The sequence below is a fragment of the Streptococcus tangpeifui genome (genome assembly GCF_011038795.1).
GTDB classification, from domain to species: domain Bacteria; phylum Bacillota; class Bacilli; order Lactobacillales; family Streptococcaceae; genus Streptococcus; species Streptococcus tangpeifui.
On sequence record NZ_JAAKDU010000005.1, the window covers coordinates 65,794 to 81,902 of the forward strand.

At 41.5% G+C, this 16,109-nt stretch carries 18 protein-coding genes and 2 tRNA genes; 12 read left to right on the plus strand and 8 right to left on the minus strand.

Translation table 11 applies throughout. From position 1 onward, the window contains the following. Window positions 1–3 precede the first annotated feature (3 nt). Entirely contained in the window at window positions 4–1,362 is a 1,359-nt protein-coding gene (locus G7Y32_RS05900) for a CitMHS family transporter (RefSeq protein WP_165211945.1), read from the plus strand. On the opposite strand, the gene G7Y32_RS05905 is transcribed toward G7Y32_RS05900, so the two are convergent. Further along, window positions 1,359–2,264 (minus strand): LysR family transcriptional regulator, encoded by a 906-nt coding sequence (locus G7Y32_RS05905; protein WP_165211948.1) that lies wholly within the window; start codon window positions 2,262–2,264, stop codon window positions 1,359–1,361. The two genes, G7Y32_RS05900 and G7Y32_RS05905, sit on opposite strands and share 4 nt — an antisense overlap. 223 nt (window positions 2,265–2,487) lie before the next feature. On the opposite strand from G7Y32_RS05905, the gene G7Y32_RS05910 reads away from it, so the two are divergent. After that, a complete protein-coding gene (locus G7Y32_RS05910) occupies window positions 2,488–2,889 on the plus strand; it encodes a hypothetical protein (RefSeq protein WP_165211951.1) in 402 nt (133 codons plus the stop codon). A gap of 149 nt (window positions 2,890–3,038) precedes the next feature. On the opposite strand, the gene G7Y32_RS10315 is transcribed toward G7Y32_RS05910, so the two are convergent. The 7 genes from G7Y32_RS10315 to G7Y32_RS05950 all read right to left on the minus strand — a co-directional run bounded on the left by G7Y32_RS10315 (window position 3,039) and on the right by G7Y32_RS05950 (window position 5,704). Then, a complete protein-coding gene (locus tag G7Y32_RS10315; RefSeq protein ID WP_206221358.1) occupies window positions 3,039–3,611 on the minus strand; it encodes an alpha/beta fold hydrolase in 573 nt (190 codons plus the stop codon). Then, window positions 3,605–3,967, minus strand: coding sequence for a hypothetical protein (locus G7Y32_RS05925; protein WP_165211957.1), 363 nt, complete (start codon window positions 3,965–3,967; stop codon window positions 3,605–3,607). Before G7Y32_RS05925 ends, G7Y32_RS10315 begins: the two co-directional genes overlap by 7 nt. Before the next feature lie 8 nt (window positions 3,968–3,975). Further along, on the minus strand, window positions 3,976–4,188 hold the full coding sequence (locus tag G7Y32_RS05930) for a helix-turn-helix transcriptional regulator (protein WP_165211960.1): 213 nt from the start codon (window positions 4,186–4,188) through the stop codon (window positions 3,976–3,978). Between the two features lies 1 nt (window position 4,189). Continuing rightward, window positions 4,190–4,759, minus strand: a complete 570-nt coding sequence (locus G7Y32_RS05935) for a DUF3796 domain-containing protein (RefSeq protein ID WP_165211963.1) — start codon at window positions 4,757–4,759, stop codon at window positions 4,190–4,192. Window positions 4,760–4,774: 15 nt separating this feature from the next. Further along, window positions 4,775–5,176 (minus strand): hypothetical protein, encoded by a 402-nt coding sequence (locus G7Y32_RS05940; RefSeq protein ID WP_165211966.1) that lies wholly within the window; start codon window positions 5,174–5,176, stop codon window positions 4,775–4,777. Window positions 5,177–5,389: 213 nt separating this feature from the next. Continuing rightward, window positions 5,390–5,479 (minus strand) — tRNA-Ser (locus G7Y32_RS05945). A 142-nt stretch (window positions 5,480–5,621) separates the two neighbouring features. Next, window positions 5,622–5,704: transfer RNA gene (locus G7Y32_RS05950), tRNA-Leu, on the minus strand. A 110-nt stretch (window positions 5,705–5,814) separates the two neighbouring features. On the opposite strand from G7Y32_RS05950, the gene rsgA reads away from it, so the two are divergent. The 10 genes from rsgA to gap all read left to right on the plus strand — a co-directional run bounded on the left by rsgA (window position 5,815) and on the right by gap (window position 16,108). Continuing rightward, window positions 5,815–6,687, plus strand: coding sequence for a ribosome small subunit-dependent GTPase A (gene rsgA, locus G7Y32_RS05955; protein WP_165211969.1), 873 nt, complete (start codon window positions 5,815–5,817; stop codon window positions 6,685–6,687). A 12-nt stretch (window positions 6,688–6,699) separates the two neighbouring features. Beyond that, window positions 6,700–7,359 (plus strand): ribulose-phosphate 3-epimerase, encoded by a 660-nt coding sequence (gene rpe, locus G7Y32_RS05960; protein ID WP_165211972.1) that lies wholly within the window; start codon window positions 6,700–6,702, stop codon window positions 7,357–7,359. Further along, window positions 7,352–7,987, plus strand: coding sequence for a thiamine diphosphokinase (locus G7Y32_RS05965; RefSeq protein ID WP_165211975.1), 636 nt, complete (start codon window positions 7,352–7,354; stop codon window positions 7,985–7,987). The genes rpe and G7Y32_RS05965 overlap by 8 nt, the downstream gene beginning before the upstream one ends. Next, window positions 7,984–9,261, plus strand: coding sequence for a DNA recombination protein RmuC (locus tag G7Y32_RS05970; RefSeq protein WP_165211978.1), 1,278 nt, complete (start codon window positions 7,984–7,986; stop codon window positions 9,259–9,261). The genes G7Y32_RS05965 and G7Y32_RS05970 overlap by 4 nt, the downstream gene beginning before the upstream one ends. Beyond that, window positions 9,251–10,189 carry a 3'-5' exoribonuclease YhaM family protein gene (locus G7Y32_RS05975; protein WP_165211981.1) on the plus strand — a complete coding sequence of 313 codons (939 nt, stop codon included), beginning with the start codon at window positions 9,251–9,253 and terminating at the stop codon, window positions 10,187–10,189. Before G7Y32_RS05970 ends, G7Y32_RS05975 begins: the two co-directional genes overlap by 11 nt. Window positions 10,190–10,284: 95 nt before the next feature. Then, window positions 10,285–11,103, plus strand: coding sequence for a pur operon repressor (purR, locus tag G7Y32_RS05980; protein WP_165211984.1), 819 nt, complete (start codon window positions 10,285–10,287; stop codon window positions 11,101–11,103). Between the two features lie 350 nt (window positions 11,104–11,453). Beyond that, on the plus strand, window positions 11,454–11,867 hold the full coding sequence (gene rpsL, locus G7Y32_RS05985) for a 30S ribosomal protein S12 (RefSeq protein WP_165211987.1): 414 nt from the start codon (window positions 11,454–11,456) through the stop codon (window positions 11,865–11,867). A gap of 20 nt (window positions 11,868–11,887) precedes the next feature. Then, window positions 11,888–12,358: a 30S ribosomal protein S7 gene (rpsG, locus tag G7Y32_RS05990; RefSeq protein ID WP_165211990.1), complete on the plus strand. Its 471-nt coding sequence runs from the start codon at window positions 11,888–11,890 to the stop codon at window positions 12,356–12,358. 395 nt (window positions 12,359–12,753) lie between these two features. After that, the gene (gene fusA, locus G7Y32_RS05995; RefSeq protein WP_165211993.1) at window positions 12,754–14,835 is read left to right on the plus strand and encodes an elongation factor G; all 2,082 of its coding nucleotides are present in this window, start codon (window positions 12,754–12,756) and stop codon (window positions 14,833–14,835) included. 259 nt (window positions 14,836–15,094) lie between these two features. After that, window positions 15,095–16,108, plus strand: a complete 1,014-nt coding sequence (gene gap, locus G7Y32_RS06000) for a type I glyceraldehyde-3-phosphate dehydrogenase (protein ID WP_165211996.1) — start codon at window positions 15,095–15,097, stop codon at window positions 16,106–16,108. Window position 16,109: the final 1 nt, after the last annotated feature.

Genomic DNA, 16,109 nt, shown 5'->3' on the forward strand with positions numbered 1-16,109 from the left:
CCTATGCTAGCTATACTCGGATATTTAATGATCATTACCTTCATGGCCTTATTGCTAGGCAAAAAAATCAGCCCCTTTGCAGGACTAATTTTGGTTCCGTTAATTTTTGGAATAGCAGCGGCTTTGATAACCGGCGTCCCATTTTTGAAAACTTTTGAATGGGTCTATCAAGGACTTTATTATGCTGTCGGTAGTGGAGGAAAAATCACAACAGGGGTTGCACCGACTATTACCCTCTTACTTTTTGCCATCCTTTATTTCTCTGTTATGCTGGATGTTGGTTTATTTGATCCCTTAGCCGTTATGATGATCAAATGGGCTAAGGGTGATCCGATGAAGATTATGGTTGCCGCAGCAGTCATTACGCTGTCGGTTTCCTTAGATGGTGACGGTACAACGACCGTTCTGATTGTTACAGCTTCGATGTTGGTGCTGTTTAAGAAGATGAAAATGAAGCAGATTTATTTGGCGGCCATCATCGGTTTTGGTAATTCTGTTATGAACTTGGTGCCTTGGAGCGGTCCCATGGCGCGTGCAATGCCGGTCCTAAATATTGGGCCTAAGGAATTCCTTTTACCAGTCCTTCCGGGGATGGTTGCTGCAGCGCTCTTAGCTATTTTTCAGGCTTATACGTATGGTAAGAAGGAGAGAAAACGACTCGGCTATGTCAAAGGGCAAGGAATCCTCACTCAGTCTGAAACACAAAGTATTATTGATGATGTCACTCTGACAAACGTTGAATACAAGCGGCCTAAATTGATTTATTTCAATCTTATTATGACGGTGGCCATCATGGTTTTGCTGGTGTTGGATATCGTCAACGGAGGAATCCTCTTCTTAGCTGGGACAGCTATTGCTCTGATTGTCAATTATCGTGATCTATCTCTTCAAAATTCCCGTTTACTGGCAAATGGTGCCGAAGCTCTCGGCCCAGTCTCCTTGGTGTTCGGTGCTGGGGTCATCATGGGTGTTTTAAATGGTAGCGGCATGAGCGCTGCTATTGCGCATCAGTTGGTATCAATGATTCCCCATAGCTTGGGAGGTTATATCCCTCTGATTTTTGCTCTGATTTCTTTGCCTGGTTTGTTCTTCTTGCCAAACGATGCTTTCTATTTTGGCTTATTACCTGTTATCGCCCCAATTGCTTATTCTTATGGGGCAACACCTGTTCAAATTGGAGTAGCCTCTTTAATGGGACAAGCTATTCGATTCGCTAGTCCCCTCGTTGCTTTCTTATATGTCTTAGTTGATCGGACGGAAGTAAGCTTTGTGGATTATCAAAAGGAATATTTGAAATGGGGCTTTGCCAGTTTCGTTTTACAGACGAGCATTGCTGTTTTGACAGGAGCCATCCCGATTTAAATACTGTGTTTGCAAATTTCGATAAAGGCTTTAGCAAAACTAGGAAGCTGTCTGTTTTTGCGGTAGGCAACCACTAAATCAACATAGACTTTCTGTTCCAGCGAAAAAAATTTTATTTTGGCGTTGTCATTTAAATGCTTGGTATGTGAAGCGTTAATGAAACAAACGCCCAGATTGTTGGCAACAAGGTTGGCGGCAGTCTCGATATTTCGGGTTTGTAAAACCTGCTTTGGCTGGAAGTGATTTTCTAGGAAGATATTGTCGGAAATATGCCTTGAAAATTGGTCTGGCTGGTGTAAAATGAATAATTCATCAGCCAAGAGATCTAGGCTTAGAGAGGGATAGTCTCCCTCTTTTTTTAGATGGCTTTGTCCTACTAGATGGTGCTTGGCAGGCAGAGCAATTAAGATTTCTTCTGATTTTATTTTTTTGATTTCTAGAAGGTGACTTTCTTGGGTCCGATTCATTAGAGCCAAATCCACATTTCCATTTTCAATGAGGTAAGGAAATGAAGCGGATGAGGATTCATTTAATTGAATATCGACATTAGGAAATTCTTTATGAAATTTAGGTAACAACTCTGGCACCAAATAGGAACTTCGCAAAAGGGGGATAGCTAAACGCAAACGGCCAAATTTATTATTTAAAGCATTCTGTACAGTATCGTTAAAATTTTCTTGAATGCGAAGGATTTGTAAACCATACTTTAAAAATTCTTCTCCAAGGTAGGTTAGCTCAAGTTTCTTTCCACGCTGGTAAAAAACGTCAAAACCCAATCTTTGTTGCATATTTTTGATATAAATACTTAGAGACGGTTGGGTAATGTATAAGGCCTTTGCGGCCTTGGTGATACTGCCGTAATCAATAATTGTTTTAACATATTCAATATCTTTAATCTCCATGATCTACCTCTTTCTAGACAACTTAATCTTCCTTTGCTATTATAGCACTAAATAAATTGCAGCGAAGCAGCGGCCTGTTCAAGAGGATTCCGTTTTAACTGCTCGTTGGAATCACTTGCCAGCCAGAGATTTTAAGACAATTTCTGATGGGTCCCCGCTTTCTGATAAGGTGGTTGTATTAACGTTAGTAGCAGACTGCTTGGATAAGATTAGGAGGAAAGAGATGAAAATCAAACAGCTATCCTTGGTCAGTGCTCTGCTTTGGTTTTCGCAAGCGTTCTTACATTTCCTGCTGCTGATAGGAGCTCCGTTAGGGCAATTTGTTTTTGGCGGAGTTTATACGGTTTTCCCGCTGTGGCTGAGACCAGTTAATCTGGCTTTATTCTTGCTTTGGACCTTCTTTGGTTATAGTTATTTGCTTTATGGCGGGATTCTAAAATCATCTTGGCAGGAAAAAACACTTACTAGGATTATCCAGCTTGTCACGGTCTTTCTAGGTTTAGCCACTTGCTTTAATTTCTTTGTCAGTAACAGTCCGCTTGAAAAGTATGGAACAGGCAGCATGACAGCCTTGACTTTCTTATTAAGTTGTTACTTGCTTATCCTATCAAAAAAATCTCGCTAAATCAGCGAGATTTTTAACTTAATTTTTCAGGATGTTCGACAAAAAATCGAACAATTGTTCCACAGTTTTTGCAGATTTCTAAGCAGATCGATTGACCTAGACTAGTAGCACTGCCTGAACGTGAGATGCCAGCATAACCTTTATTTTGCTTAGCTGTCACAAATTGAGTTCCCCCACAGTAAGGGCAAGTTTGTGCGTTCATGATGAGTCCTCCCTTTAAAAAAGGTAATGATTTGTTGTTCTTCTTGCTTTGTCAAATAACAAAGGTGACCGCGATTTTCAAGCAAGTAGGTTTGACAATTGCTAAAAATGGCTTGTGCTCGAGGAAGCACCTTTTTCGCAGGAAAAAGGCAGTCTTTTTCTGCAGCTATAATGAGAAGAGGCGCTTTACATTTTTTGGCTGATTGTTCTAAAATATTTGAAGGCATCCCAGCCCTGACATGTACATGATCAAAGCTATCTGCCGAGGTTGGCAAAATATGCTGTTCTAAATCTCTACTGTCAGCGGAAGCGGCTAGTTGCAGAGCGTTTTTTAAGAGATAGGACTTGTTCTTTGTCAGGCGGTATTGCAGCATTGACAAAGCTAAAGGCATAATGTTCAGAGATAAATTATTCTTAATGCCGGCTGGCACAAGCAAAACGGATTTTTCAATCCTTTCAGGAGCAGTAGCTATGAGTTTTGTGATAATTCCTGCTCCATAAGAGCTGCCTAAGACTAGCATTTTTGAAAATGAAGTTGTTCAATCACCTGCTTAGCCCATTTCCCATAATCAAGATTTTTAGGAGATAGGACAGTTTCTGCACTCTTTCTAGGCTGTCCAATGCTATCAATGGCATAGGTGCGAAAATCTTTTAGTAAAAATTTAAATTGATGTAGATTGTAGGGTGAACTGGTATTCCCTCCATGAAAAATCAAGAGAGGTTTTCTATCAGAATTTCCTAATTCAATAAGATGCGTTTTACCAAAGCTAGTTTCAAGAAAAATATCTTGATAAGGAAGATTAAGTGCTTCTACTTGCTGGTCATAGAGTGAGTATGAAGCTCTTTTTCCCCCTTTACTACGATAAACTTGTGACACTGTATCACCTACTTTTCTTCCTTCTTCAGTTGAAAAATATCTTCCACAGGCAGCTGGAAAATCTCTGCGATTTTCAGTGCCATTTCAAGTGACGGATTGTAACGGCTGTTTTCTAGGTGAACAATGGTTTCTCTGCGGACACCAACTAATTGCGCCAGCTCCTGTTGGCTCACTTTTTTGGCTTTACGCAGTTCTTTGAGATTAGTGACAATGTTAGCCATCTTAAGCACCTCTTTTCTCAAAGACGAAGAAAGCAATGTCAAAGGCTAAAATCATCACTGCGCCGAAAATCAAAACCATCCCAGCTGTCAGAGTAAATGGGAAAAAGAAGGCGATGACGCTCAAAATCATCAAAGAGGCTAAAATTAACGTCAGGGTCAAGCAAGCAGCTCTAGCCAAGTCAGCATAAAAGCGTTCATCAGGTTTTTCGTCCACTTTTTTGAAAGCAAAGTAGAGGAAGAAAGCAACTAAAATCAGTAAGCCCAAGCCCAAAAAGACATGCTTTAACCAGATAGGATTGCTATTTGGAGTAAGAGCCCAAAGACCTTTGGTATAAATCCCGAACGCGGCAAAGATTGTCATGCTATAGAGCTTTTCAGTCAGTCCAAAATAACGATCTTCTTTGTCTTGAAAAGCTTCCTTACGAAAGAGCCAAAAAATGATAGCTTGGACCAACAGAACGATAATGAAAACAGTAGGTTTTATCCAAGCAGGATGTCCCTGCGGAGTGAGAAACCACAAGAGTAACATCAGGGGAAGCCAGGAAATATAGAGCCATTTTTTATTTTTCATGAGTCAGTAACCTTTCTAACTTTCTTTGTGACGATTCATCAGCTGAGCAGTAATAGCGAAAATGATGGCTATCAAACCCAATGTTATTCCTATGACAGCAGCCTTGAAACTAACAAGATTTGATGCGACATTGACAATCATAATTGGGATAACAGATAAGCTTGGTATCAAGTAGCCCCAGCGGAGTTTTTGCTTTTGCTGAGGAGCTTTTTTAGGATCAGACTTGGCACCTTTATCAGGAAATTTGACAGTACCTACAATGATAAAGATAATGAAAATCAGAGCCACTGTAATGCCAAAGGTGACATGTTTGATCCAGATAGGATGGGAGTCAGCTGAGATCAGCCAGATGACAAACAGTTGAAGGAGCACAATAACGAATGCAATCCGTTGGTAAACATTATTTTCATAAGTCATCCCTTCTTTCTATATGGTATAGATGTGATATATTTATAACTCTTTATGTTATAAATATATCACTGCAGAGAAAGGCTGTCAAGAGAAAAGTGAATTATTTTTAACATTTAGATCATAATCGGTTAGGAGTAGCTGTTCTCAGTAATAGCAGTTCTTTAGGATTAAAAAACTCTCGTCTACCCTATTAGGAAGACGAGAGTTAACTATTGATAAAGGAAAGGACGGGATTTGAACCCGCGCGTGAACAAGTGTCCACTTGCCGGATTTCGAGTCCGGTGCCGTACCAAGCTGGGCCACCTTTCCAAAAGAGTCTTTTGAAAATGAATTGTTTCACTATCAATTGTGAGTTACCTAAATCCATTTTTATCTGACTTTGTAAACGTATTGATTGAAAAGAAACATCACAGGAAGAAAACCAACCTGTGATTAATCTTTCTCAATCAAATGCGGAGGAAGGGATTTGAACCCTCACGCCCGTACGGGCACATGCGCCTGAAGCATGCGTGTCTGCCGTTCCACCACCTCCGCATACACAACTATTATAGCGTATTTTCTGAAAATTGCAAGGCTTTGTTTCTGCCCCCAAGAGAGGGTCTTTTATGGTATAATAAGCCCATAAAATTCATAAAGGAGCTCATTTGCAAGGTAGAATTATCAAGGCTTTAGCAGGTTTTTACTATGTTGAGTCAGCCAACCAGCTTTATCAGACTCGAGCCCGAGGAAATTTCCGTAAAAAGGGGCAGACCCCTTATGTTGGCGATTGGGTCGATTTTTCAGCGGAGGAGAATTCTGAAGGCTATATTTTAAAGATTCATGAACGGAAAAATAGTTTGGTCCGGCCACCTATTGTCAATATCGATCAGGCTGTGGTTATCATGTCGGCCAAGGAGCCGGATTTCAACAGCAATCTTTTGGATCGCTTTCTAGTACTCTTGGAATATAAGCGAATTAGGCCTATCGTTTATATTTCTAAGATGGACCTTATCGAGGATGATGGACAAATGAAAGCTATCCGCCAGTGCTATCGGGCTATTGGTTACGATTTTTACTGGTCACTGGATGAGCTCATCCCTAAATTAAACGATCAAGTAACTGTCTTTATGGGGCAAACAGGTGTAGGTAAATCCACCCTCCTTAATAAAATAGTCCCTGAGTTAGCGCTTGAAACCAATGCTATTTCCGATAGTTTGGGGCGGGGCCGTCATACGACACGGGCGGTCAGTTTCTATAATGCTTGTGGGGGAAAAATTGCGGATACACCAGGATTTTCTTCCATTGACTATGAACTTTCCGATAGTGTCCAGCTCAATCAAGCTTTTCCTGAGCTTCAAAAAATTAGTCAGAGCTGTAAATTTCGCTCCTGTACCCATACTCATGAGCCAGATTGTGCGGTTAAAGCCGCCCTAGGGACTGGACAGCTTTGGTCTAGTCGTTATGATAATTACCTCATCTTTCTCAGTGAAATTGAGAATCGTCGAGAAACCTATAAAAAGGTCATCAAAAGAAAGTAGGATTAATCTTCTATGGTCAATAAAATTGCTCCCTCTATTCTAGCTTCGGATTATGCTAATTTTGCTCAAGAACTTCATCGGATTGATCAAACCAGTGCGGATTATGTTCATATTGATATTATGGATGGTCAGTTTGTCCCTAACATCAGTTTTGGGGCTGATGTGGTAGCTAGTTTACGCAAACACAGCAAGCTGGTCTTTGACTGTCACCTGATGGTGGTCGAGCCTGAACGATATGTGGATGCCTTTGCACAAGCTGGTGCTGATATTATGACTATTCATGCTGAAGCGACCAAGCATATTCACGGAGCTCTGCAAAAGATAAAAAAAGCAGGCCTCAAGGCTGGTGCGGTCATCAACCCAGGTACTCCAGTTTCAGCTTTGGAGCCGGTTCTCAGCTTGATTGATCAGGTACTGATTATGACTGTTAATCCAGGTTTTGGTGGGCAGGCTTTTATCCCTGAAATGCTAGATAAGGTTAAAACAGTAGCGGCTTGGCGGGAAGAAACAGGTTATGACTTTGATATTGAAGTTGATGGTGGTATTGATGATAAAACTATCAAGGCTTGTAAGAACGCTGGTGCCAATGTTTTTGTTGCGGGCTCCTACCTCTTTAAGGCCGAAGATTTAGCTAATCAAGTTCAAACCCTGCGAGATGCCCTTAATGCCTAAAACAGTCGCCCTTTTAGCAGGTGGTTGTAAGGTTCAGCTTCCTGAGACTTTCGACCTTTATGTCGGCATTGACCGTGCTTGCCTCTGGCTTTTGGAACAGGGACTTCCCTTGGATTTAGCCATTGGGGATTTTGATTCTGTTACTGTCGAGGAGCTAGCCTTGATTAGGCAGCAGGCAGGGAAAATGATTCAAGCTCCGAGTGAGAAGAATGATACGGATACTGAACTAGCAGTCAAGACCGTATTGAGTCAGTATCCCAAAGCCGTCTTGACTATTTACGGAGCATTTGGCGGCCGTTTGGACCACACTCTCAGTAATCTTTTCCTGCCCAGCGACCCTGAAATTGCTCCTTTTATGCAGGCTATCAGCTTATTGGATGAGCAGAATGCTGTCAGCTATCTGCCGGCTGGTAAACATCAGATTCCACCTGATTCTGCTATGACCTACGTCTCTTTTATGGCTTCTCAAGAAGCAAACTTGATGATCAAAGGGGCTAAGTATGAGCTGACACCGGAAAATTATTTTAAAAAACAGATTTATTCCAGCAATGAATTTACGAATCAAGCAATAGAGGTCAGCCTAGATCAGGGTTACCTCATTGTGATTCAAAGTAAGGATAAGCTATGACCTTCATTTTAATTCTCATAGGCCTAGCCAGTTTAGGTCTCTCCCTTTATCTGCTGAGTAAATTATCCGTTCTCCACAGCAAACTGGCCAAGAAGCTGGATGATAATGCAGACAATCTGTCTGAGCAGGTTTCCTATCAGTTGGATTTGGCCAAGAAGGATCAGCTTCTGGCTCTCAATCAGGAGTTGGGGCGGCAAAAGACAGAAATCTACCAACAGTTATCGGAAATTCGAGATGTCCTTCATAAAAACCTCAGTGATAATCAGGATCGATCGGATCAGAGGCTGCAACAGATGACACAAAGTTTGAGTACGGCTGTTAAAGAAATGCAGGTTTCCAATGAAAAACGTCTAGACCAAATGCGTCAGACCGTTGAAGAAAAACTAGAACAGACTCTGCAAACCCGTCTGCAGGCCTCCTTTGCAACGGTTTCTAAACAGTTGGAATCTGTTAACCAAGGCTTGGGTCAAATGAAGACCGTAGCCCAAGATGTTGGCACTCTCAATAAGGTTCTGTCCAACACCAAAACTCGAGGGATTATGGGTGAATTGCAGTTGGGCCAAATTATTGAAGATATCATGACAGACAACCAATATGAGCGAGAATTTGCGACGGTAAAGGGATCCAGCGAGCGGGTAGAATATGCTATCAAACTCCCTGGGAACCATGATGGTGAGTATGTCTATCTGCCCATAGATTCCAAGTTTCCTTTGGAGGATTATTACCGTCTGGAGGAAGTCTATGAATCCGGTGACAGTCAGCAGATTGAGACCTATCGTAAGTCGCTTCTGGCTAGTCTCAAGCGTTTTGCCAAGGACATTCAAAAGAAATACCTCAACCCACCAGAAACCACCAATTTTGGGATCATGTTTCTACCAACAGAAGGCCTCTACTCAGAAGTGGTTAGAAATTCAGCCTTCTTTGATGCCTTGAGACGGGAGGAAAATATTGTTGTGGCAGGCCCCTCTACTCTATCTGCTCTCCTCAATTCCCTCTCCGTTGGCTTTAAGACTCTCAATATCCAGAAAAATGCTGATGATATTTCTAAAATTTTAGGCAATGTCAAAACTGAATTTGGAAAATTTAGCGGCATGTTGGTCAAGGCACAGAAGCAGCTCAATACAGCAAGTAAGACTGTTGATAGTCTTCTAACAACTAGGACCAATGCTATTGTTAAAGCTCTGGACACGGTTGACGCTTATCAAGATTCAAGTACCCAATCGTTACTGAATATCCCTCAAGTAGAAGAAGGTGAGGATTCTCATGAAAATTAATCAAATGAAGAAAGATGAGCTTTTTGAAGGTTTCTACCTGATAAAAAAGGCTGAATTAAGAAAGACTAGGGCTGGCAAGGATTATCTGGCTATGACTTTTCAGGATGATTCTGGCGAAATTTCTGGGAATCTTTGGGATGCCCAACCTCACAATGTAGAAGAGTTCACTCCTGGTAAGGTTGTTCACATGCAAGGGCGGCGGGAGGTCTATAATGGCGCCCCTCAAGTCAATCAGATTACCTTGCGTAATGTCAAGGAAGGTGAACCGAATGATCCAGCTGATTTCCGTGAAAAATCTCCTGTTGATATTGCAGAGATTCGCGATTACCTAGAGGGGATGATGTTCAAGATTGAAAATGCTACTTGGCAACGAATTGTCCGCACGCTCTATCGCAAGTTTGATAAAGCCTTCTTTACCTATCCAGCTGCTAAGACCAATCACCATGCTTTTGAAAACGGCTTGGCCTATCACACAGCGACTATGGTTCGCTTGGCAGACAGTATCGGAGACATTTATCCTAATCTCAATAAGAGTCTGCTTTTTGCAGGGATTATGCTCCATGACCTTGCTAAGTGCATTGAGCTCTCTGGCGTCGATGGGACCGAGTATACCATTCGTGGCAATCTCATCGGCCACATCGCACTGGTTAATGAAGAAATTACCAAGGCTATTATTGAGTTGGGGATTGAAGATGACCGTGAAGATGTCACAGTTCTTCGCCATGTGGTGCTCAGTCACCACGGTCAGCTGGAGTACGGCAGTCCTGTTCGCCCACGAATTATGGAAGCTGAGATTATCCACTTAATTGATAATATTGATGCTGAAATGATGATGATGACGACAGCGCTGACACAAGTCGAAGACGGAGAAATGACTAGTCGAATTTTTGCTTTGGAAAATCGTTCCTTCTATAAACCAAAATTGTAAATTAAAGATTAAAACGGATATTTATTGGATAAATGTTCGTTTTTTACTGTTTTTATGATACAATATGATTAAAATAATAAGGAATGGGAAAATGAATGAAATTAAGAAGAAGTGAACGGATGGTGGTTATCTCTAACTACCTGATTAATAATCCTTATAGTTTAACTAGCTTAAACACTTTTGCTGAGAAGTATGAAGCTGCTAAGTCATCTATCTCGGAAGATATTGCTATTATTAAGCGAGCCTTTGAAAACAGCCATATCGGTCATATTGAAACTGTGACAGGTGCTAGTGGCGGTGTGGTTTTTACACCTAGCATTTCACAGGAAGAAGCTAAAACGATTGTTGCAGATCTCTGTCGGCGTTTATCTGAGAGTGACCGAATTTTGCCAGGCGGTTACATCTATCTGTCTGATTTGCTCAGCACCCCCAGTATTTTGCAGAGCGTCGGACGAATCATTGCCAGTGCCTTTGCTGGTCAGAAGATTGATGCAGTGATGACAGTGGCTACCAAAGGAGTTCCTCTGGCTAATGCGGTTGCCAATGTTCTCAATGTTCCTTTTGTGATTGTCCGGCGTGATTTGAAAATTACAGAAGGATCAACTGTTTCGGTAAACTATGCCAGCGGTTCCAGTGACCGGATTGAAAAAATGTTTCTGTCAAAGCGCAGTCTTCAACCTAACAGTCATGTATTAATTGTTGATGACTTCCTCAAAGGAGGAGGAACTATCAGCGGAATGATCAGTCTGCTCAAGGAATTTGAAAGTGAGTTAGTTGGAGTTGCTGTCTTTGCAGAGAATGCTCAAAAAGAGCGGGCCCACTTATTTGACTACAAGTCTCTCTTGACCGTCTCAGAAATAGATATTAAAAATAATTTGGTGAAGGTAGAATTAGGGAATATCTTTAAACGTTAAGAATTAAGAAAAGTAATGAAAGACGTGTCTACTATTAAGATTAGGGTCAAAATTGATCCATTTTAAAGGGTGTTCGAGTTAACTAAATTTGTTAATAACTGCCTATAAATTTTCTAAGAAAAGGTAAGGGATTCCATTCCAGCCTTTTTATTTTGTAAAAAATGCTAAGTTTAGACAAGATATTGACAAAATACTGATGTTGTAGTATTATGATAAACGGTACTTTTTACTTTTGGTCTCTCCAAAGTGTACAGAGACGTGCTGACAAATGTTGCAAAGTACACCCAGATAGGTGCCTGTCACCAAGCGCTCTATCAACCAAAAATAAAATTTTACAGGAGAAAATGTAGATGCCTACAATCAACCAACTGGTACGTAAACCACGTAAATCTAAAGTTGAGAAATCTAACTCACCAGCACTTAACATTGGTTACAACTCTCACAAAAAAGTTCCAACAAACATTTCTTCACCACAAAAGCGTGGTGTTGCTACGCGTGTTGGTACTATGACACCTAAGAAACCAAACTCTGCCCTTCGTAAATTCGCTCGGGTTCGTTTGAGTAACTTGATCGAAGTTACAGCTTATATCCCAGGTATCGGCCACAACTTGCAAGAACACAGTGTTGTGCTTATCCGTGGTGGACGTGTTAAGGACCTTCCAGGGGTTCGTTATCATATTGTCCGTGGTGCACTTGATACTGCAGGTGTTGCTGACCGTAAACAAGGTCGTTCTAAATACGGTGCTAAACGTCCTAAAGGATAATAGAAGGGAGATAAGAACTAATGAGTCGTAAAAATCAAGCGCCTAAGCGCGAAGTGTTGCCAGATCCATTGTACAATTCAAAGCTTGTAACGCGTCTTATCAACCGTGTCATGCTTGATGGTAAGCGTGGTACCGCTGCTAGCATCGTTTACGGTGCTTTCAACCAAATCAAAGAAGCCACTAGCAATGATGCTCTTGAAGTCTTTGAAACAGCAATGGAAAATGTCATGCCTGTACTTGAAGTACGTGCTCGCCGTGTCGGTGGGTCTAACTATCAAGTCCCAGTCGAAGTCCGTCCAGAACGTCGTACAACTCTTGGGCTTCGTTGGTTGGTAAATGCTTCACGTGCACGTGGTGAACACACGATGCAAGATCGTTTGGCAAAAGAAATTATGGATGCTGCTAATAATACAGGTGCTTCCGTCAAGAAACGTGAAGATACACATCGTATGGCAGAAGCCAACCGTGCTTTTGCACATTTCCGCTGGTAAAAACAAGATACGAAGGCGTATAAAACGCACAGTGAAAATAGGAAACTTGACAAAGAGACTTTTGTCTCTAGGAGAGTTTGTACCTAAAGGTAGTCTTGGCTGTAATTGACTAAAGTCAAAACAGCCACCTCGCTTTTTCACCAAGCGTTTAGCCTGAGTTCAATTATTTAAGATGCGGAGAACGAGTCTGCAGACGGAAAATAGGAAATCGAAGCAGAACGCATTTGCGTTCAATGAGATTTATCTTTTTTCGTTGGCGGCAGACCGTTCGAGCTCAATTCGGCTATTGAACTGTTAGTTTAGTCCGAACGCAATTAAACTAATAAACATTGGAAACGGGTAGGTCCCTGCCTATCCGTTTTTTCCAAAAATATAGATTTATAGGAGAATCATTCATGGCTCGCGAATTTTCATTGGAAAAAACTCGTAATATTGGTATCATGGCTCACGTCGATGCCGGTAAAACAACTACTACAGAGCGTATTCTTTACTACACTGGTCGCATCCACAAAATCGGTGAAACTCACGAAGGAGCTTCACAAATGGACTGGATGGAACAAGAACAAGAACGTGGTATCACCATCACATCTGCGGCAACAACCGCACAATGGAATGGTCACCGTGTTAATATCATCGACACCCCAGGGCACGTTGACTTTACGATCGAAGTACAACGTTCTCTCCGGGTTCTTGATGGTGCTGTAACGGTTCTTGATGCCCAATCAGGTGTTGAACCTCAAACTGAAACTGTTTGGCGCCAAGCAACTGAATATGGTGTTCCACGTATCGTCTTTGCTAACAAGATGGACAAGATTGGTGCTGATTTCCTTTATTCAGTATCTACTCTCCATGAACGTCTGCAAGCTAATGCTCACCCAATTCAATTGCCAATCGGAGCTGAAGATGACTTCACAGGTATTATTGATTTGGTAACGATGAAGGCTGAGATCTATACAAATGACCTTGGTACCGATATTCTTGTCGAAGATATCCCAGCAGAATATGTTGATCAAGCGAATGAATATCGTGAAAAGTTGATTGAAGCGGTTGCTGAGACTGATGAAGATCTCATGATGAAATACCTTGAAGGTGAAGAAATTACTGAAGCAGAATTGAAAGCTGCTATCCGTAAGGCAACCATCAATGTTGAGTTTTTCCCAGTCCTTGCAGGTTCTGCCTTCAAGAATAAGGGGGTTCAAATGATGCTTGATGCAGTCATTGACTATCTGCCAAGCCCACTTGATATCCCAGCAATCAAGGGTGTTAATCCAGATACAGATGAAGAAGAAGAACGTCCAGCATCTGATGACGAACCATTTGCAGCACTTGCCTTTAAGATTATGACTGACCCATTCGTCGGTCGTCTGACCTTTATCCGTGTCTACTCAGGTGTTCTCAACTCTGGTTCATACGTTATGAATACTACTAAGGGTAAACGTGAACGTATCGGACGTATCCTGCAAATGCATGCTAACAGTCGTAAGGAAATCGAAACGGTTTATTCAGGTGACATCGCAGCTGCTATCGGTTTGAAAGATACTACAACCGGTGATTCACTGACTGATGAGAAACATAAAGTTATTCTTGAATCAATTGATGTTCCAGAACCCGTTATCCAGCTCATGGTTGAGCCTAAGACTAAGGCTGACCAAGATAAGATGGCTATCGGTTTACAAAAACTTGCGGAAGAAGATCCAACTTTCCGTGTTGAAACTAACCCAGAAACTGGTGAAACAGTTATTTCTGGTATGGGTGAATTGCACTTGGATGTCCTTGTTGACCGTTTGAAACGTGAACATAAGGTCGAAGCAAATGTCGGTGCCCCACAAGTATCTTACCGTGAAACTTTCCGTGCTTCTACACAAGCCCGCGGTTTCTTCAAACGCCAATCTGGTGGTAAAGGTCAATTTGGTGATGTTTGGATTGAATTTACACCAAACGAAGAAGGTAAAGGCTTTGAATTTGAAAATGCTATCGTCGGTGGTGTTGTCCCACGTGAATTTATTCCAGCTGTAGAAAAAGGTCTGGAAGAAGCTATGGCTAATGGTGTTTTAGCTGGTTATCCATTGGTTGACATCAAGGCTAAACTTTATGATGGATCATACCATGATGTCGACTCCTCTGAAACGGCCTTCAAGATTGCCGCTTCTTTGGCACTGAAAGAGGCTGCTAAGTCTGCACAACCAACTATTCTTGAACCAATGATGCTGGTAACTATCACGGTTCCAGAAGAAAATCTTGGTGATGTAATGGGTCACGTTACTGCTCGCCGTGGACGTGTTGATGGTATGGAAGCACATGGTAACAGCCAAATTGTTCGTGCTTATGTACCATTGGCTGAAATGTTCGGTTATGCGACGGTCCTTCGTTCAGCTTCACAAGGTCGTGGTACCTTCATGATGGTATTTGATCACTACGAAGACGTACCAAAATCTGTACAAGAAGAAATTATCAAGAAGAACTCAGGCGAAGCTTAATCTGAGTTAAGAGTTCTTTGAAGGATAGAAAAACTAAAATTCAAAACTAGCAGGTCAAACTTGCTAGTTTTTGTTTGATTTTCAAACTGAATTTGTAACTTTCTGAAAATGGTAAGTGGTTGCAATTTACAGAAAAAGATTATATAATAATCATGTTGAAGGGGCTTTGTGAATGTTCACAAGTTAACCTTTTCACAAATCGTTTAAAGGGCTTGCCCTTAATCAAATTTATATGATTTTCATAAGGAGGAAATCACAGATGGTAGTTAAAGTTGGTATTAACGGTTTCGGTCGTATCGGGCGTCTTGCATTCCGTCGTATCCAAAATGTTGAAGGTGTTGAAGTTGCTCGCATCAACGACCTTACAGACCCAGCAATGCTTGCACACTTGTTGAAATACGATACAACTCAAGGTCGTTTCAACGGTACTGTTGAAGTTAAAGATGGTGGTTTCGAAGTAAACGGTCAATTCGTTAAAGTTTCTGCAGAACGTGATCCAGAAAAAATTGACTGGGCTAACGATGGTGTAGAAATTGTCCTTGAAGCGACTGGTTTCTTCGCTACAAAAGCAGCTGCTGAAAAGCACTTGCATGAAGGTGGTGCTAAGAAAGTTGTTATCACTGCTCCTGGTGGTAACGATGTTAAAACTGTTGTCTTCAACACTAACCATGACGTTCTTGATGGTTCTGAAACAGTTATCTCAGCTGGTTCATGTACAACAAACTGTCTCGCACCAATGGCAGATGCGTTGAATAAGAACTTTGGTATCAAAGCTGGTACTATGACAACTATTCACGGTTATACTGGTGACCAAATGATTCTTGATGGTCCACACCGTAAAGGTGACTTCCGTCGTGCACGTGCTGCTGCAGCTAACATCGTTCCTAACTCAACTGGTGCTGCTAAAGCTATCGGTCTCGTATTGCCAGAGTTGAATGGTAAACTTCAAGGTCATGCTCAACGTGTTCCAGTTCCAACAGGTTCATTGACTGAGCTGGTTTCAGTACTTGACAAGAAAGTTACTGCTGAAGAAGTAAATGCAGCTATGAAGGCAGCAGCTACTGAATCATACGGTTACAACACTGATCCAATCGTATCTTCTGATATTGTTGGTATGTCATTCGGTTCATTGTTTGATGCAACTCAAACAGAAGTAACTGAAGGTGCTGATGGCACTCAATTGGTTAAAACAGTATCATGGTACGACAACGAAATGTCTTACACTTCACAACTTGTTCGTACGCTTGAATACTTCGCAAAAATTGCTAAATAAG